Origin of the sequence: Corynebacterium falsenii (genome assembly GCF_020099275.1) — a bacterium.
In the GTDB taxonomy this organism is placed as follows: Bacteria; Actinomycetota; Actinomycetes; order Mycobacteriales; family Mycobacteriaceae; genus Corynebacterium; species Corynebacterium falsenii.
In genome coordinates, this window is record NZ_CP083646.1 from 2,188,717 (window position 1) to 2,206,534 (window position 17,818).

Consider the following 17,818-nt stretch of genomic DNA (forward strand, 5'->3'; position numbering starts at 1 on the left):
GCTCCACCGAGCGCGGTAAGCGCGGTGAGCGCTGCAAGCACCACGAGCGAGGGCCCCGGTAAAATACCGGGGCCCTCTACGCGTCTTAGTCTTTCTTAACGCCGATCATCTTATCCGTCACCCCACCTGCGATGTTGTTCAAATCAGTGCGGTCCCAACGGTCGATGGCCTCCTTGTTGTACAGCGCAACGAGGTTCTGCGGCAGGCCATCACTCGGGCACGGCTGGGAAATCCCCGGATCGGAGGCACCCACGTCCGCAGGAAGCGAGCCCAGCATTGAGGAGTGCACGATATCTCGCCACTTCGCCGGATCCGGGTTCTTCTTCTGCGCATACAGCTGTTTGAGCTGGTCGGCCTTCGTGGCGTCCAGCTGCTCGAGGAGCTCGCCCACGCAGCCGAAGGTGACGTCCACCGCTCCCCCTCTGATATCGTCCACGCGCTCGGACGGGGCGATGGTCTCCGTGGCCACGGCAACGTCCGGGCTCTCCAGCGCATCGTGATAGCGCTTCTCCAACTTCGCCTCCACCGACTCGGGCATCGGCACGCCCCCCGCGGAGATCTCGGGCACCCCTAGCACCAGCTCCTGTTCCGGTGCGGAAGCACAAGCCCCGACCCCGGCGCTCACCGCCACGGCCCCCAAAGCAAGGACGCTCGCGGTGAGTGTGCGCTTGAGGTTCATTGTCTCCTTGATCTCCTATCGTTGTCTCTGAGCTATTGCGCCGTTGTTCTACCGTCGTTCGGCTGTCGTGACACCCCACCTGGTTGCCCGACAGGCGGAGTGATGATGTGGGCGCGGTTGGGCGTCGAATATCAAGCGACAGCAACCACCGCTGAGCGCTAGAACCACGACACGAAAAACACCACGACCAGTGCGATGAGGGGGACCACGTTCCACAACCCGGCTCCCCGGCGGGATCCCAACACCACCGCCAGAACCGACACCACGGCCGCCACCGCGTGCGCCGGCCACTGCGAATGGCCGATCGCAAAGAGGATCACGGCGAAGCCAACCAGGCCCCCGGCAATGAGACGTCCCAAAACTCGCATGCGACACATCTTACCCACCGAACCGGGCGATCGAGCCTGCGACAAGCATCCGCTCCCGGCCCACGTGTGCCCACAGCCCCTGCAGCGCACCTCTGAGGTGCGAATCTGGAACCATAAAGTAACCTAATAAACCATGACGAATAACCGTGTGTATGCAGGCCGACTAGCAGGGCTGGTGATGCTAGGACCTGACGGCGAAACCGTGGGACGCGTGCGCGATGTCGTGGTCACCATCAACGGCGACAAGGCCACTGCCCTGGGCCTTGTGGTGGAGATCTCCAACAAACGCAAGATCTTCCTGCCCATGCTCCGCATCGCGAACATCACCTCCACGGAGGTGACCACCGTGTCCAGCTCGGTCAACCTCCGCCCGTTTAAGTCCCGCTCCGGCGAGCTCAGCGTGATGGATGACCTCGTGGGCGCGAAGGTGCACACGGACGATCCCAAACACCCCGAGCTGCACGGCAAGGCCGTGGAAATCATCGACGTGGAGCTCAGCCGTGGACGCACGCGCGAATGGGGCATCCGCAACGTCGCCGTGGCACAGCGTGGCCGCCTAGGCCGCCGAACAAACATGGTGGTGCTGCCGCTGGAGCACATCCAGGGCCTTCACGCCTCCGGCACGGGCGCCGTGGACCAAAACGCCGAGCTCATCGCCAGCTTCAAAACGATGCGCAGCGCCGACGTGGCCAATGCCCTGAGCGACATGAGCGACGAGAAGCGCAACGAAATCGCCGCAGAGCTGGACGATAGCCTGCTGGCCGACGTGCTCGCCGAGATGCCGGACGACGACCAGGCGGAGGTCCTGAGCCACCTCAACATCGAGCGCGCCGCAGACGTGCTCGAGGAGATGGACCCCGATGACGCCGCGGACGTGCTCTCCGAGCTGCCGGATAACCAGTCCGACGTGCTGCTGGAGCTCATGGACCCCGAGGAATCCGAGCCGGTTCGCCGCCTGATGTCTTTCTCGCCCGACACCGTGGGTGGTCTGATGACCCCGGAACCTATTATTTTGACGCCACAAGCCACAGTGGCTGAGGCGTTGGCCCATTGCCGTAACCCGGAGCTGCCGACCAGTTTGGCGTCCATGATCTTCGTGGTCCGGCCGCCCCAAGCCACCCCCACGGGTAAGTACCTGGGGTGCGTACACCTTCAAAAACTGCTGCGCGAGCCCCCATCATCGCTGGTCGGCGGCATCCTCGATTTGGAGCTTCCGGCGCTGTTCGCCGAGGACACCCACGAGACCGCCGCGCGGTACTTCGCCACGTACAACCTCGTGTGCGGCCCCGTGCTCGATGCCGATGACCACCTGCTGGGCGCGGTGAGCGTGGATGACCTCATCGACCACCTGCTGCCGGAGGACTGGCGCGAGGAGGACTGGCGCCGCGACGAGCCGGTACCTGCCAGTGCAACGAGCACAGCCACAGCAACCGACGCGACCACAGTGAAGAACCTGAAGGGGTAGAAGACACATGCCAATGAGCTACAAGCGCACCGCGTTGGACACCCCAACCGATGCCACTCGCCGCAAGAAGCGCGTCAACCTCGACGGCGACAGCGTGGGGCGCGTTGCCGAAAGCATCGCCCGCTTCCTCGGCACAGGAAAGTACCTGTTCTATCAGACGATCATCGTGATCGCGTGGATCCTGCTCAACGTCGGTGGTTTCTGGTGGAACTGGGATCCGTACCCGTTCATCCTGCTCAACCTCGCGTTCTCCACGCAGGCCGCCTACGCCGCGCCTCTGATTCTGTTGGCACAGAATCGCCAGGATGACCGCGACCGGATCTCGCTGGAGGAGGATCGCCGCCGCGCCGCCGAGACGAAAGCGGACACGGAGTTCCTCGCCCGCGAACTCGCCAGCGTGCGCGTTGCCGTAGGTGAGACGGTCACCCGCGATTACCTGCGCCACGAGCTGGAGGATCTGAGCGATCTGCTGCAGCGCATTGAGGACAAGCTGGACGATCAGCGCCGCGATGAGGAAGCACAGCTGGAAGAGGACGAAGCCGCGGCAGACAAGGCTGCGGCAGACTCCGACTCTCGGACCAACGTGTAGGTCGTTCTCACGGCTAGGTCCCTGGCCAGCCCCTCAGGGAGGTGCCCGAGCAGGCGCAGGCGAGTACCCAGCCTGGCACAGCGGAACGCGATGAAAAATCGTTGTCTCCGCGTGCGTTACACTGGACATCATCATGTCCCAAGTTTCTGAATCCGCTGTTCGCAGCGCGCTATCCCGCGTAGAGGATCCCGAGCTCAACCGATCCATCACAGATCTCGGCATGGTGAAATCCATCGAGATCGACGGTGGCAACGTGGCGGTAGAAATCTACCTCACTATCGCCGGTTGCCCGATGAAGAATCACTTGACGGAGAAGACTCGCGAGGCCGCGGAATCCGTCGCCGGCGTGGAGACCGTTACCGTCACCACCGACGTGATGAGCGACGAGCAGCGCCGCGAGATCCGCCAGAAGGTTCGCGGCGATTCCGCCGACCCCGTTATCCCCTTCGCCCAGCCTGATTCCACCACGCGCGTGTTCGCGGTGGCGTCCGGCAAGGGCGGCGTGGGCAAGTCCTCCGTGACCGTCAACCTGGCGATTTCCCTGGCCAAGCGCGGCCTCAAGGTCGGCATCGTGGATGCCGACATCTACGGCCACTCCATCCCCGGCCTCATGGGCTCCACGGACAAGCCCCACCAGGTCGACGAGATGATCATGCCACTCATCAGCCACGGCGTGAAGCTCATCTCCATCGGCCACTTCCTGGGTGACAACTCCCCCGTCGTGTGGCGCGGCCCCATGCTGCACCGCGCGATCCAGCAGTTCCTCGGGGACGTCTTCTGGGGCGACGTCGACATCCTCCTGCTGGACCTTCCCCCGGGCACCGGTGACGTGGCCATCTCGGTGGCACAGTTGGTCCCCAACGCTGAACTTCTCATTGTCACGACGCCCCAAGCCGCAGCAGCCGAGGTGGCGGAGCGGGCAGGCTCCATTGCGCAGCAGACCCGTCAGCGCATCGGTGGTGTCATCGAGAACATGAGCTGGATGGAGATGCCGGACGGCACCCGCATGGAGGTCTTCGGCAGCGGTGGCGGCCAGTTCGTCGCGGATCGTCTGAGCAAGATCAGTGGTGCGAAGGTGCCGCTGCTGGGGCAGATCCCCCTCGATCCCAACCTGCGCATCGGCGGAGACCTGGGCAACCCCATTGCCCTGTCGGAGCCGAACTCCGCGGCAGCGATCGCTTTCGGCGGAATCGCGGATCACCTGGCTTTGCGCCGCAGCTCCTTGGCGGGCAAGAGCCTGAACTTGGGCGTGACCCGGAAGTAACGCCGAGGGCGGCCCTTTCCATATGGGAAGTGGCTACTTCGGAGTCGCTACAGAACGTCGTCCCAGCTCAATGTGGGGCCGGACTGGTTCTTTTTCTCACTGAGATCTTGACCGAGACCCTGTGCCATGGTGGGGCTGGAATCGTTACCGCTCGCGCTCTTGGCTGGCTCCTGCGCGGCCGCGCCACCCTCTGTGAGCTCTTGAGCAGCCGTTTCCACCGGCAGTTCGTCCTGAATGCGGGATTCGCCCATATCCGCCTGCTGGGCTACTTCCACGCCCTCGCCTTCGGCGGTGCTGGCGCTCCCTGCGGCGCTCGCGGCGTTATCCGTGGAGCTCGGCAGCGCCTTCGACTCCGACGACGCCCTTGCCTTGAGGGCATCCTGAGGGCGTCGAACTGAATCGACCGTGGCTTTCAGATCATCCCTGGTCTCGGTGAACGGGGTGAGGAAGGAATCGTCGCCGTCGAGGAGGGTCTTGGTGATGAATCCCCTGGCACCCATCTGGCGGACGTTGTTGAGCTCGCGCAGGGGCTTAGAGAACTCCTTGAAGTCCTCGCCCAACTCCCCATCGAGCTGCTCACGCGCCTGGGTCACGGCGTTGCGGGCCGCGAGTAGCACCGCGCGAACCTCCTTGATGAGGCCCGGCAGACGCTCCGGTCCGATCAACAGCAGACCGACGATGAGAAGTACGAGGATTTCTCCCCAACCAACATTCGAAAACACGTAACTAACCTATCCCACTCATGCCACACTGCGCTCACCAAGGCTCACGAACTGCTGAATCCGGAGTGCTGCCTATGGTTTGCTTCCCGGGCGCCGCCCGAGCTTGCGGATCATCAGGTCCACAGCATCTGAGATGGACTCCGGTCGGCGGCATCCATCTGGGCCAAACTTGTCGCGCGGGGAATCAGCCACGGCTTGATCCGGAATCCTGCGCAGCCGCTCGATGAGTGTGCCGGAGGCATGAACGTCGGTGGCCAAGCCACGGAGTCGGTGCGCGGCTTGGCGCTGAGCATTGACCTCGTCCCGGCAGTACTTGCAGTGAACGAGGTGGATCTTGGCTCGGTGCTCGGCACGCCGGCCCAGCTCGCCATCGACAAGCGCGGCGATGGCCTCCGGGGACAGATGGTCGATCGACATGCCTTCGCTGGGCTGCTCGGAGTGCTGCTGAGGGTGCTGCTGAGACTGCTGCTCAACATGCTGATCATCGCGCTGGGGGCCGTTCGGCGAACCCGAAGGCGTCGAGGGCATGGATGGCACTGCTGACACTGGTCTATCCTCCTTCAGCATCCTCGTGGGAGCGAACACCGCACCTGCACTCAGGTCGGCGGCGCCGGTTAGTTCCCGACGGTCTGGCCGACGAACGTCAATTCGCCGTCGTGCCTCTCCAGGTTACCCCTCAATTGCGTGCGGGCTCGGTGGATCCTGGATCGCACGGTGCCCATCTTCAGACCCAGGGTCTGTGCGATCTCGTCGTAGCTCATGCCCAGGCCGTCACAGAGCACCACGGCCACGCGGAATTCCGGCGTGAGCGTGTCCAGGGCTTGTTCCAACGCCGGGTCGAGGTTGTTCATGTCGAACATGTCCTCCGGGTTGGCGATGGACCCCTCGATGCGGTTGTAGTCCTCCGGCAGCTGCTCCATCCGAATGGTGGAGCGGTGGCGGACCATGTCCAGAAACAGGTTGGTGGTAATGCGGTGCAGCCAACCCTCGAACGTTCCGGGTTGGTAATTCTTGAGGCTGCGGAAGACGCGCATGAACGTGTCCTGCGTGAGATCTTCGGCGTCCTGCGGATTTCCAGAAAGGCGGTAGGCCAAGCGGTAAACGCTGTCGGCGTGTTCCGCGACGAGCTCGGCCCAACTTGGCATCTCACCCATTCCGGCATCAAAATCGGCGGTGCTGGTCCGAACTGTGGTCTGATCCGCGGTCATGAAGACATTGTCGCTTATCTGTGTGCAAAAGTCTTATTTTCGGACTGTTAGTTTGCTGTGAACCCTAAACTGCCTCGCTTCACAGTCTCTGGTTCAGTCACAGTTTTCACATGCGTTTACTCTCTTTTCTATTTTCGACGCCCAACCCTGACATGCCGACAACCTCCCCCAGTGTTGCCGCATGCGTGACCTATGGTTTGTCATTGTGAACGCTGCATCAGAATCCCCGTTTGAGGCCATCCGCGCTTTCGTGAGCGCAACCGCCGACACCAATGATGTGATCGAGTCGGCCGAGGAAGCCGCCCGCGAGTTCGGGCTGCTCACGCCGGACGCCATGACGAGCGAATTCCTGCGCTTCCTTGCCGCCCAGGCAGCGGGCGAGGCAGCCAGCTCCGGCCACACCCCCACGGGCATCATCATGAGCCCGGCGTGCGGTGTACTTGGCCTGCACGTGTTCGAGGGCATCAACGCCGCGTCACAGACCGGCCACCTCACGTGCATTGAGCCGGAGGTGCAGCATCAGCAGCTCGCCAAGAAGGCCTTTGCCGATGCCGGGCAGCGCCCCAATACGTTCCGCTTCCTGCCGAGCTCCCCCCTCGATGTCATCGGTCGCCTCGCTGCGGAAAGCTACGACCTTGCTGTGGCCGAATGCGCCGTGGAGGAGATCCAGCCCCTCGTGGAGCAGACGCTACCCGCGCTACGCGTCGGTGGCGTGCTCATTGTGCTGGATACTCTTCTGGATGGCCTCGTGGCCGACGATGAGCGTACGGATCGGCAGACGAACCAGGCCCGTCAGGCGGACGAGGCCATTCGCTTCCTCGAGTCCGCACGCGTAGCGCGCCTGCCCTTGGGAGCGGGCGCGACGATCATCACGAAGGTCGGCTAGCGCCTGCGGGCCCAGACGACAAAGGCCTAGACGACCTCGTTCTTGCCGATGCAGACCACGCCGCCGGCAGAAATAGTGAAGCGTTCCTGATCGCTGTTGCGGTCCACGCCCACAATGGTGCCATCCGAGATCTTCACGTTCTTGTCGATGATCGCGTGGCGTACCACCGCGTCCTTACCGATGCGCACGCCCGGCATGATGACGCAGCCGTCCACGGTCGCACCTTCCTCCACGATGACGTTTTCACTCAGCACGGAGTTTCGCACGGTGCCCGCGGAGATGATGCACCCGGCGGAGACCATGGAGGACTGAGCGATGCCGCCCTTGACGAACTTCGCCGGGGGCAGGTTGCCCGTCTCCGCGGTGTGGATGGGCCACTTCTGGTTGTAGAGGTTGAACACGGGGTGCACGCTGATGAGATCCATGTGGGCCTCGTAGAAGGCGTCCACCGTACCGACGTCTCGCCAGTAGCCCTTGTCTCGCTCAGTCTCGCCGGGAACGTAGTTCGAGGAGAAGTCGTAGACGTGCGCCTGGCCCGTCTTGACGAGCCGCGGGATGATGTCTCCGCCCATGTCGTGGTTGGAGTCTTCTTCCTCGGCGTCGGCCTTCAACGCGTCGATAAGAGTCTGCGCGGTGAACACGTAGTTGCCCATGGAGGCAAAGGATGTCTCCGGATCATCGGGCACGCTCGGCGGATCGGCGGGCTTTTCGAGGAACTCCTCGATCACGCCGTCCTCGTTGGCCTGGATCACGCCGAAGGCGGTGGCTTCACTGCGGGCCACGCGCAGGCCAGCCACGGTCACGCCAGCACCGGATTCGATGTGCTGCTGCACCATCTGCTCCGGATCCATGCGGTACACGTGATCGGCACCGAACACGATGATGTACTCGGGGTCTTCGTCGTACACAAGGTTGAGGGATTGCAGGATGGCATCGGCGGAGCCGGTGAACCACCGCTTGCCGAGGCGCTGCTGAGCCGGGACAGGGGTAATGTATTGCCCGGCCAGGCCGGAGAGCTGCCACGACTGGGAGATGTGGCGGTCCAGCGAGTGGCTCTTGTACTGGGTGAGCACGCAGATCTTGTAGTATCCGGCGTTCACCAAGTTGGACAACACAAAGTCGATGAGGCGGTAGTTGCCGCCGAAGGGAACCGCTGGCTTGGCGCGGTCAGCGGTAAACGGGTACAGGCGCTTGCCCTCACCGCCAGCCAGCACAATGGACAGGACATTCGATGTGCTCTTCACATCTTCCAAACTAGTGAGATTTTGCCTGGCGCGCTGGCTGAGAGAGGAAAGTTCTTCCTTGGCGCGCGCCGCATGTGCGCTGCAGGCTACGCTGAAAAGTATGCGGATCGCGATGCTGACTAAGGAATACCCACCAGAGATCTACGGCGGAGCAGGCGTGCACGTCACGGAGCTCGTCCGATACATGCGCGAATTGGAGCATGTGGATGTGCACTGCATGGGCGCACCCCGCGATGAGCAGGACGTTTACGTCCACGGGGTCGATCCCGAGCTCGCTGAAGCCAACGCCTCCATCCAGACCTTGTCCACCGGCCTGCGAATGGCCAACGCCGTGGGCGGCAACGATGTCATCCACTCCCACACGTGGTACACCGGTCTCGGCGGCCACGTGGGTTCCCTCCTAAATGGGGTACCGCACGTAGTGACTGCTCACTCTTTGGAGCCGCACCGCCCGTGGAAGCGCGAACAACTCGGCGGCGGCTACGAGGTGTCCTCGTGGTCGGAGAAGAACGCGATGGAACACGCCGATGCCGTCATCGCCGTATCGGCCAAGATGAAGGATGCCATCCTCGATGCTTACCCGGCCCTCGACCCGGGCAAGATCCACGTGGTGCTCAACGGCATTGACTCCGAGCTGTGGCAGCCCCGCCCCACCTTCGCCGCGTCAAAGGAGGAAACGGGCCGATCGGTTCTCCAGGAGCTCGGCGTGGATGAGTCCCGCCCGATGGTGTGCTTCGTGGGTCGCATCACCCGCCAGAAGGGTGTGCCGCACCTGCTCAAGGCCATCGCCCAGATGGATCCCGAGATCCAGGTTGTTCTGTGCGCCGGCGCCCCGGACACCCCGGAGATCGAGAAGGAGGTCACGGACCTCGTTCACCAGCTCCAGCAGGAGCGCGACGGTGTGTACTGGGTCAAGGAGATGCTGCCGAAGGAGAACCTCCAGGAAATCCTCACCGCAGCCGATGCGTTCCTGTGCCCCTCCATCTACGAGCCCCTGGGCATCGTGAACCTCGAGGCCATGGCGTGCGGCACCGCAGTTATCGCCAGCGATGTCGGCGGCATTCCCGAGGTTGTCGTGGAAGGCCAGACCGGCGAGCTCGTCCACTACGACCCCACTGATGCGGAAGGTTTCGAGCGCGGCCTCGCCGAGGCCACCAATGCCCTCCTCGCGGACTCGGAGAAGGTGCAGGCATACGGCCAGGCTGGCCGCGAGCGCGCCGTGGACACCTTCAGCTGGGCGACCATCGCTCAGCAGACGGTCGACGTGTACCGCTCACTGCTCTAGCACGGAGGCCTGCAGCACCGTTTCAGCAGCGCTGGTATGAATGGTGTTATGCATTCCTCCTCCCATAAGCACCGCCCGGAGTTGCACATCACCGCCGAAACCGGCGTTCTTGAGGCACCCGCCGGTGCTCTCATCGTTGACGGCTCCATGCACGTGTTCCACCAGTTCCGCCCGCGCGAGTCCGCGGGGTCGCGGTGGGCCCACCAGGTCGCTTCCGAGGTGGCCTACGACTGGGACGTCTGCGACGACGTTGTGGTTCCCGAAGGCAGCGGCGACGGCCACGATATCGACATCCTCGCCGGCTCCACTGTGGCCATCGACGAGCGCGCTGCAGAACTCTTCTTCGTGGTCACCCACCCCAAGGACGTCTCCGATGACGACGCCCTCGGCACACACATCACCCACCGCCAGCGCGGTCCCCGCACGTTCACCATCCACCGCGCAGCCATCGACGATGTCTCCGAGCTCACGGACGTCTCGGATGACCCCACCCACGCCGACCCGCGCGTCCGCCGCCTTGGGCCCATTGACGTGGATGATTCCCGCTACGCAGTCTCCGACCTCGTCACCCCCTGCGTGATCCACCGCCCCGATCAGACTTACCCGGATCAGCCGTGGCTCATGCTCGCCCTCGCGCTTGAAGGCAGCGAGGACGCCCGCATCGTCGTGCTCCGCTCCGCCGATCGCCAATCTTGGCAGGTCCTCGGCCCCCTCGAGCTGCCGGAGCGCACCGTTCGTGATTCCCGGCCGTTCGCCCCCCGTATGGTTTCTATGGTCGACGCCGCTACGGGCGCAACGCACGACGTACTGTTCATCACCTACGAAGGCGTTGAGGGAGAGTCCAAGGAGGTGGCTGGCTACGTGGTGGGCACCCTCAGCGGCACCGAGTTCAACGTCCGCACGCCTTTCCGACCGATCGACTACGGCCACGATTTCACTCGCCCGCGCATCATCCCCTTCGACAACCCGGTGATGTTCGGCCTCGTGGGATCCCATCCGTCCATCGAGTCCACGTGGGCGAACTGCCTGTCCGCCCCGCGCTATCTCACGTTGTCCGAGGGCAAGCTGTACCAGGACATTCTCGGCGCTCCCTCCGCAGTTCGCGCATTCTCCGATTACGCGTTCATCTGGTCCGCTCGGATCAAGCCACACGAGGGCACGGTGACGGTCACGGTGAACGGGGAATCCGGAGACCCGCTGGCCACGATCACCTACCAGGCCTCCGAGGTGACGGTGACCCGGCACCCTGGCGGAGACAGCCGTTCCGCGGAGCTCGGCCCCGACGAATCGGGCTCGCTGACGATCTTCTACGACTCCCCCGTGTGTGAGGTCTTCGCCGACGGTGGCGCGGCCACGCTCACCAGCACGATGCCCAGCGAATCGCGCGTGGCATCCATCGACGTGTCCACCGCAGAGGGAGCTGTGGTGGAGTCCTCCATGCAAAGCTCCGGTCGGCAGATCATGCGCAGCCGCGCCGGACTGACCTCCCCGGAGGAGCAGGAGCGGTTCCAGGCCGAGGCGCTCATCGCCGACCGCGATGTGGCCGAGGACCTGTTCGAGGACTAAACCCAGACTCCCCTAGGCCTTAGCCAGGCGGGTGATCGCCGCGCGGGCGGTCACTTCCATGGTGTCCGGCAGCGCGGCAATGCGCTCCGCCAGCACGTCCGGGTGAATGTGGCGAGCAGACGGGCTCATGCCGATCTGCGCCGCGATGCTGGCCTGGTCCAAGTTCATGGTGAACTCGATCGTCTCGGAAGGCTCGACCGGCACGAGGTGACCGGAGGCCTGGGCGATCATGCGATCCACCTTGCCCTTTTCCACGTCGATGATGCCCAAGGGCTCGCGCAGCTCCCCGAGGTGACCGACCTCAGCGGTGAGCACCACCACCTGTCCCCCTGGGGTCAGGATGCGCGCGAACTCCGCAGCATTGCGTGGGGCGAAGACAACCATGATGGCGTCGACGCTTTCGGAGCGGATCGGCAACCGCGACCACGCATCGGCCACCACAGCACCGACGCGCGGGTGGGCGCTGGCCAACCGCTTGGCGGCGGCGGTGGACACATCAATGCCGATGCCGCGGGAGCCGTCGATGGTATCCAGCGTGTGCGAAAGGTAGTAGCCGGTGCCGGCGCCGATCTCCACGATGGAGGGGGCGGCGTCGTGTGCCACTCCACCATCGTCGAGGACGGTTTCCACGTGCTGAGTGACGGACTCCACGAACGGGGCAAAGTGGCCACCCGATAGGAAGGTCTCGCGGGCTTGGATCATGGAGGCGTCGTCGCCCGAATACCGCAGGCCGGACCCACCGGCCAAGGTCACGTACCCCTGGCGTGCAACGTCGTAGCTATGACCAGACTCGGAGACGAGAGTGCGCCACTCCTCGTCGCCCGCAGTCAGCCGCGACCCATCTACGGGATCGGCCAGGAGGTCAATCACATCTGCAAGCACGCCACAGTCCTTCCGCGTTGATAATGTTGATTATGCTGTCTCTTGTTGTCAATCGTTGCGTCGCGCTGTCTTCGATAGCGTTTCGCGTTCGGTTCCGAATCTTATCCCACTGGGCCAACCCGGCCGAACCCAGCACCCACGGAAGATACCCGTGGACGGCGACAACCCGCGGGGGTCACGGGGAGTCGTGCCGGAGGATCCTAGCGCATGAGCCACTGGATGAGGGTGCGGGCACCGAAGCCCGTGCCCAAAGGGGTGACCTCGTCATAGGTGGACTCCGCGCGGCCGGGCCCGGCGATGTCTAGGTGCACGAAGGGCACGTCGCGGGAGAAACGGCGCAGGAACATGGCTGCGGTCGTGGCACCCGGGCCCTTGGGGGTCTGCCGGACGTCCGCGATGGAGGAATCCACGGACTCCTCCAGGTAGTCGGGCATGGGCAGTGGCCACCAGCGCTCCCCCACGGCCGAGCCGCGGCGGGCGAGCTTGACTCCCACGCCCCAGTTCTTCGCGAACACCGCGCCGGTGCGCAGGCCCAGAGCAACCTTTGCCGCGCCCGTGAGCGTGGCGATGCTGACGATCACGCCGGGCTTGAACTTCTTGGTGGCATAGCTGATGGCATCGGCCAGCAGCATGCGGCCCTCGGCGTCCGTGTTGGAAACTTCCGTGGTGATCCCGCCGTAGTGTTCCACTACGTCGCCGGGGCGGTAAGCGTTGCCGCCGACCATGTTTTCCGCGGTGGGGATGAGCGCCACGACCTTGCGGGGAACCTGGCGCTGCGCGAGGGTGCGGAAGGCCGCGATCACGCTGGCGCCGCCAGTCATATCGGTGCGCATGGTGTCCATGCCCTGGGAAGGCTTGATGCTAATGCCGCCGGTATCGAAGGTGACACCCTTGCCCACCAACACCACGGTCTGGCGCTTGCGCTTCTTGCCCACAACCTCTGGGTCCCACACCAGCTCAATGAGGTAGGGCGGCCGGGTGGAACCCTTGCCGACGGCGAGGATGCCGCCGAAACCCTTGTCCTTGAGCCAGGCCTCATCGCGCAGGCGGATCTTCACGCCTTCGATGCCCTGCACAACATTGCGCGCCTGGGTGGCCAGCCACTCGGGAGACTTCACGTTGGCGGGGGCATTGGCGAGATCGCGGGACAGGCTCGTGGCGGCGCCCAGCGCGGATCCTGCATCGAGAGCACGCTCGAGCGTGGCAGTCTCGCGGCCAGCGGGCAGAACCACGTGGACTCGCCGCACCTTCGCGGGGCGGCGGCGGTTCGTGGTGACAAAGGTGTGCCCGCCGACGGTCAGGCCGATGGCCAGCGAGCGGAGGTTCTCCGCCGTGGCGGTCTCCGGCACGGTGATCTGCACCAGGTGCTTCTTGGCGCGGACGGGGTGGTGCTCGATGACCGTGTTGAGGCGCCGGACGATTGTTGCACCAGCGGCGCGCCAGCCATCATCGGCAAACTCGGAGCCCATGGTGAGGTCGATGGGACGGGTCGGCTTCTCCGGAACCTCGATGGCCCAGCTCCCGTCCGCCTGCAGCTCCATGTCCCCCGCGGTTCCCACGGTGATGTTCACGGGCATGACCTCGGAGCCGTCCTGAGGGGCACCCGAGGTGATGCGGACTACTTTCTGCGGAATGGACGGGATAGGGGTCACGATGAATATCCTCCGGGATTCGTATCCTGATTGCGCTGATTGTCCTGACTGCGCTCGAGGTGTTCCAATTCGGCCAGTCGTTGCTGCACCCGATCCAGAAAGTAATCAACTTCCTGGGGACTGTACCCGCGGGCGGACAACGTGAAAGCCACGTTGTTCATGCCTTCGGCGGTGATGGGCATCTGCTGCCACTGGCGGACATGCTCGCGGTCCACCACGGACTTTGCCACGGGCGGCAGAGCCTCGCCGCGCCCAAAGACCTTGCCTAGGAGGTAGGCCAGCAGCGCACCCACGATAAGGGCGCCCACCAAAGACATGATCCAGTACATAGCGTTTAATCTACCTTGCTCTCCATCGGAGGCTACCCACCGCGGTTAGCCCTCGGTGGATTCCTCCTGTTCCAAGGTGTCGAGTTCTTCAGCGATAGCTTCCTGCTGACGCTGCAGCTCGTATTGGCGGGTCTTGAGGTGTTCCACGCGGTCCTTGTGCGCCTCCACGCAGATGTTGATGGCTTCCTCCGGATCATCGGTCACGTGGAAGAGGTCCTCGTCCTCCGGTGAAATCATGCCCTCGGTGACGAGGCGCTCATGGATCCAGTCGGTCAGGCCGGACCAGAACTCCTTGCCGATGAGGATGATGGGGAACCTACGGATCTTCTCCGTCTGCACCATCACGAGCGCCTCGAAGAGCTCATCGAGGGTGCCGAAGCCACCGGGCAGGCAGATGAATGCCTGGCTGTATTTGAGGAACATCGTCTTGCGCACGAAGAAGTACCGGAAGTTCAGGCCCATATCCACCCACTGGTTGAGCCCCTGCTCCATCGGTAGCTCGATTCCCAGGCCGATGGACATGCCGCCGGATTCCTTGGCACCTCGGTTCGGCGCTTCCATAAGGCCGGGGCCACCGCCGGTGATCGTGGCGTATCCCGCCTTGTTGATGAGTTCGCCGAGCTTCCGGCCCGTCTCGTAGTAGGGGTGATCGGGCTTGACCCGCGCGGAGCCGAAGACCGTGATGGCCTTCGGGATCTTCGCCAAGGCGCCGAAGCCGTCCACGAACTCCGATTGGATGCGCATGACGCGCCACGGGTCGGTGTGCAGCCACTCCACGTTGGTCTGCTGATCCAGCAGACGCTGGTCGGTGGTGGATGCCTGCTTCTTGCGGTGCTGTTCGCCACGCAGCAGCAGCGGTCCCCGCATACTGAAATCACTGTTGGTCATGGTGGTGTGCCTTTCTTGCCGTCGCTGATCCAGTCACCGGTCTGGTCAACAGTCAAGTCACTGATCCAGTCACTGGCCTAGCTTGTGAAAACTTTGAATTGTTCCTAGTTGCTCTTCGTGGTCAAAAAGGCCACCAGCTGCTCGCTGACCTGCTCAATATCGGCCACCGGGCAGCGTTCGTCCTTGGTGTGGCACAGGCCCGGGTTGCCTGGGCCGAAGTTCACGGCGGGCACTCCCAGCCCGGAGAATCGGGACACATCGGTCCACCCGTACTTAGGCCCCACGTTTCCACCTGTGGCGGCGACCAGCGCCGCGGCCGCCGGTTGATCCAATCCGGGAAGGGCGCCCGCAGCGGCGTCGTCCACCTCCACCGAAAAACCATCGGACGGGTGATCGGGCGTGCCGACCCCGAGCACCTCGAAGGTGTGGGCCAAGGCCTCGTCGACGGTGCGGTTCGGGGCGTAGCGGAAGTTAATGAAAGCCCATGCCTCGTCCGGAATGGTGTTCGTGGCCACGCCGGACTCCGCGACCACTGCGTTCAGGCCCTCACGGTAGGTCAGCCCGTCGATCTCCACCTGCTGCGGCTCGTAATCCGCCACGCGGACCAGCACGCGGGCCAAGTCATGGAGTGCGTTGTGCCCCAGCCACGAGCGGGCGGAGTGCGCGCGCTCGCCGTGGGCGGTCACCTTCACGCGGATGGTGCCCTGGCAACCCGCCTCGATCTTGCCTGCCGAGGGCTCCCCCAGCAGCGCGAGGTTACCTTGGAGCAACTCCGGGGATTCCTCGGCCAAGTGGTGCAAGCCGTTGTACTTAGTGGCGACTTCCTCGCCTTCGTAAAGCACGAGGGTCAGGTCGCACTGCAGATCCGGGGAATTCGCCAGCGAAGCGAAAGCGTGGATGTAGCAAGCATCGCCGGATTTCATGTCCACGGAACCGAGGCCGAAGATCGTATCAGCCCCCGTGTCGGGGTCCGGGCCGCGGCGGGAAGGCACATTATCGGCCGGGGGTACCGTGTCAATGTGCCCGGCCAAGACCACTCTCTCCCCCAAATTGCGGTGGGTGCGCGCCACGAGCGTATTGCCGCGGCGGATGACCTCCACGTTGTCGATGGTGCGCAGAGCGGGCTCCAACGCATCGACAATGTCCTGTTCATGGTGCGATTCGCTATAAATATCCACCAGCTGTTCGGTCAAAGTGACCACATCGGCATGGATATCGATCGCGTGGTTGGTGTTCGGGGATTGTTCTGAATCATTCATCCCCACAGATCCTAGGCTGAAATTTTGCAGTTCGCTTACTATCCCCACCTGCACGTGTGGTCTAATTTTACGTATGTCTAACTCCGCGCACTCGGGTGCACAACCCGCCTCAGGAGCCGCCACGCACGATGCGGCTGCAGAATCGAATACCGCCGGGGCTCACCACGGGCCGAACCAACTGGGCAAAGGATTGAAGACCCGCCACCTCACGATGATGGGCTTGGGTTCCGCCATCGGCGCCGGCCTGTTCTTGGGTACCGGCGTGGGCATCAAGGCCGCTGGCCCGGCTGTGTTGCTCTCCTACCTCGTGGCGGGCATCATCGTCATCTTCGTGATGCAGATGCTCGGCGAGATGGCTGCGGCGCGCCCGGCCTCCGGCACGTTCGCCACGTACGGCCGCATGGCGTTCGGCAACTGGGCCGGGTTCTCCCTGGGTTGGCTGTACTGGTTCATGCTCATCATGGTGATGGGCGCGGAGATCACCGGCGCCGGTGCGATCATGGGCAACTGGTTCGGGGTGCCGGGCTGGATCCCGGGCCTGGTAGCCGTGGTGTTCTTCACCGCCGTGAACCTGGCTGCGGTGCGCGGCTTCGGCGAGTTCGAGTACTGGTTCGCCTTCATCAAGGTGGCCGTGATCATCCTGTTCCTGCTGGTCGGCATCGGCCTGCTGCTGGGCCTGTTCCCCAACTACGAGTCCCCCGGCCTGAGCCACTTCAAGGATTTCGCCCCGAACGGCATGTCCGGCATCGCCGCTGGCCTGCTGGCCGTGGCCTTCGCGTTCGGTGGCATCGAGATCGTGACGATCGCCGCTGCCGAGTCCGAGCACCCGTCTGAGTCCATCGCCAGTGCTGTGCGCGCGGTGATCTGGCGTATCTCGATCTTCTACCTGGGTGCGGTGTTCGTGATCACCGCCCTGCTGCCCTACGAGACCTTGGGCGAGGCATCCGGCGCGGCGGATTCCCCGTTCACTCGTGTGCTGGCGCTGGCTAACATCCCTGGCGTGGTGGTGTTTATGGAGATCATCATTGTGCTGGCCCTGCTGTCTGCGTTTAATGCGCAGATCTACGCCACCTCTCGGTTGATGTACAGCTTCTCCAAGACCGGCTACGCCCCCAAGACGTTCCGCAAGCTCAACCGCAGCCAGGTGCCGATCCACGCCGTGTGGTGCTCGCTGGTCTTCGCGTTCCTGTCCGTGGCTCTGCAGATCTGGGGTCCCGCCAACCTCATCACCATCCTGTTCAACGCCGTGGGCGGTTCGCTGCTGGTGATCTGGGTCATGATCAGCCTGTCGGAGATTAAGCTGCGCCCGCAGTTCGAGGCCGAGGGCTCCCTCAAGGTGAAGATGTGGGGCTACCCCGTGTTGCCGTGGGTCGCAGTGATCCTGCTGGCCGGGTTGGCGATCCTCATGCTCTTCGACACCGGCGCCCGCATGCAGGTCATCACCGTGGCCGTGGCGTTTACGGTGCTGTGCCTGATCGGTGTTGTGGTTGACAAGCGCGGCGGGGTGCGCGCCGAGCACACCTAACCCACTC

The 17,818-nt window shown here is 63.8% G+C and carries 18 protein-coding genes; 7 read left to right on the plus strand and 11 right to left on the minus strand.

Translation table 11 applies throughout. The features are described 5' to 3' along the window. Positions 1-85: 85 nt before the first annotated feature. Together LA343_RS09450 and LA343_RS09455 are read right to left on the minus strand one after the other, a co-directional pair. Positions 86-679, minus strand: a complete 594-nt coding sequence (locus LA343_RS09450; RefSeq protein WP_025403085.1) for a hypothetical protein — start codon at positions 677-679, stop codon at positions 86-88. A gap of 158 nt (positions 680-837) precedes the next feature. After that, positions 838-1,047 (minus strand): hypothetical protein, encoded by a 210-nt coding sequence (locus LA343_RS09455; RefSeq protein ID WP_224208528.1) that lies wholly within the window; start codon positions 1,045-1,047, stop codon positions 838-840. Positions 1,048-1,180: 133 nt separating this feature from the next. Between LA343_RS09455 and LA343_RS09460 the strand changes: the two genes are divergently transcribed. The 3 genes from LA343_RS09460 (at position 1,181) to LA343_RS09470 (ending at position 4,365) form a co-directional block, all read left to right on the plus strand. Continuing rightward, positions 1,181-2,512: a magnesium transporter MgtE N-terminal domain-containing protein gene (locus tag LA343_RS09460; RefSeq protein ID WP_025403087.1), complete on the plus strand. Its 1,332-nt coding sequence runs from the start codon at positions 1,181-1,183 to the stop codon at positions 2,510-2,512. A gap of 7 nt (positions 2,513-2,519) precedes the next feature. Next, positions 2,520-3,101 (plus strand): DUF1003 domain-containing protein, encoded by a 582-nt coding sequence (locus LA343_RS09465; protein WP_025403088.1) that lies wholly within the window; start codon positions 2,520-2,522, stop codon positions 3,099-3,101. A 133-nt stretch (positions 3,102-3,234) separates the two neighbouring features. After that, a complete protein-coding gene (locus LA343_RS09470; RefSeq protein WP_025403089.1) occupies positions 3,235-4,365 on the plus strand; it encodes an Mrp/NBP35 family ATP-binding protein in 1,131 nt (376 codons plus the stop codon). A 47-nt stretch (positions 4,366-4,412) separates the two neighbouring features. On the opposite strand, the gene tatB is transcribed toward LA343_RS09470, so the two are convergent. The 3 genes from tatB to sigE all read right to left on the minus strand — a co-directional run bounded on the left by tatB (position 4,413) and on the right by sigE (position 6,295). Next, complete coding sequence (tatB, locus tag LA343_RS09475; RefSeq protein WP_025403090.1) at positions 4,413-5,087, minus strand: Sec-independent protein translocase protein TatB; 675 nt, start codon at positions 5,085-5,087, stop codon at positions 4,413-4,415. A gap of 72 nt (positions 5,088-5,159) precedes the next feature. After that, the gene (locus tag LA343_RS09480; protein ID WP_224209151.1) at positions 5,160-5,633 is read right to left on the minus strand and encodes an anti-sigma factor; all 474 of its coding nucleotides are present in this window, start codon (positions 5,631-5,633) and stop codon (positions 5,160-5,162) included. Between the two features lie 68 nt (positions 5,634-5,701). Beyond that, positions 5,702-6,295 carry an RNA polymerase sigma factor SigE gene (gene sigE / locus LA343_RS09485; RefSeq protein WP_025403092.1) on the minus strand — a complete coding sequence of 198 codons (594 nt, stop codon included), beginning with the start codon at positions 6,293-6,295 and terminating at the stop codon, positions 5,702-5,704. A 181-nt stretch (positions 6,296-6,476) separates the two neighbouring features. Between sigE and LA343_RS09490 the strand changes: the two genes are divergently transcribed. Then, a complete protein-coding gene (locus LA343_RS09490) occupies positions 6,477-7,181 on the plus strand; it encodes an O-methyltransferase (protein WP_182840968.1) in 705 nt (234 codons plus the stop codon). A gap of 26 nt (positions 7,182-7,207) precedes the next feature. Here LA343_RS09490 and glgC read toward each other — a convergent pair whose 3' ends face one another. After that, a complete protein-coding gene (gene glgC, locus LA343_RS09495; protein WP_025403094.1) occupies positions 7,208-8,425 on the minus strand; it encodes a glucose-1-phosphate adenylyltransferase in 1,218 nt (405 codons plus the stop codon). Positions 8,426-8,525: 100 nt separating this feature from the next. Here glgC and glgA point away from each other — a divergent pair, with 100 nt between their 5' ends. Both glgA and LA343_RS09505 read left to right on the plus strand, forming a co-directional pair. Continuing rightward, entirely contained in the window at positions 8,526-9,710 is a 1,185-nt protein-coding gene (glgA, locus tag LA343_RS09500; protein ID WP_025403095.1) for a glycogen synthase, read from the plus strand. Positions 9,711-9,758: 48 nt separating this feature from the next. Then, the gene (locus LA343_RS09505) at positions 9,759-11,276 is read left to right on the plus strand and encodes a glycoside hydrolase family 32 protein (protein ID WP_025403096.1); all 1,518 of its coding nucleotides are present in this window, start codon (positions 9,759-9,761) and stop codon (positions 11,274-11,276) included. Positions 11,277-11,288: 12 nt separating this feature from the next. On the opposite strand, the gene LA343_RS09510 is transcribed toward LA343_RS09505, so the two are convergent. From LA343_RS09510 to dapE, 5 genes are all read right to left on the minus strand, one after another. Beyond that, a complete protein-coding gene (locus tag LA343_RS09510; RefSeq protein ID WP_025403097.1) occupies positions 11,289-12,158 on the minus strand; it encodes a methyltransferase domain-containing protein in 870 nt (289 codons plus the stop codon). A 200-nt stretch (positions 12,159-12,358) separates the two neighbouring features. Then, on the minus strand, positions 12,359-13,810 hold the full coding sequence (locus LA343_RS09515; protein ID WP_025403098.1) for a leucyl aminopeptidase family protein: 1,452 nt from the start codon (positions 13,808-13,810) through the stop codon (positions 12,359-12,361). Further along, positions 13,807-14,139 (minus strand): DivIVA domain-containing protein, encoded by a 333-nt coding sequence (locus tag LA343_RS09520; protein ID WP_025403099.1) that lies wholly within the window; start codon positions 14,137-14,139, stop codon positions 13,807-13,809. Before LA343_RS09520 ends, LA343_RS09515 begins: the two co-directional genes overlap by 4 nt. A 45-nt stretch (positions 14,140-14,184) precedes the next feature. Continuing rightward, positions 14,185-15,027: an LOG family protein gene (locus LA343_RS09525; protein WP_025403100.1), complete on the minus strand. Its 843-nt coding sequence runs from the start codon at positions 15,025-15,027 to the stop codon at positions 14,185-14,187. Positions 15,028-15,131: 104 nt separating this feature from the next. Continuing rightward, entirely contained in the window at positions 15,132-16,286 is a 1,155-nt protein-coding gene (gene dapE, locus LA343_RS09530; RefSeq protein WP_052337569.1) for a succinyl-diaminopimelate desuccinylase, read from the minus strand. Between the two features lie 73 nt (positions 16,287-16,359). On the opposite strand from dapE, the gene LA343_RS09535 reads away from it, so the two are divergent. Then, on the plus strand, positions 16,360-17,811 hold the full coding sequence (locus tag LA343_RS09535; RefSeq protein WP_052337570.1) for an amino acid permease: 1,452 nt from the start codon (positions 16,360-16,362) through the stop codon (positions 17,809-17,811). The last annotated feature ends 7 nt before the right edge of the window (positions 17,812-17,818 follow it).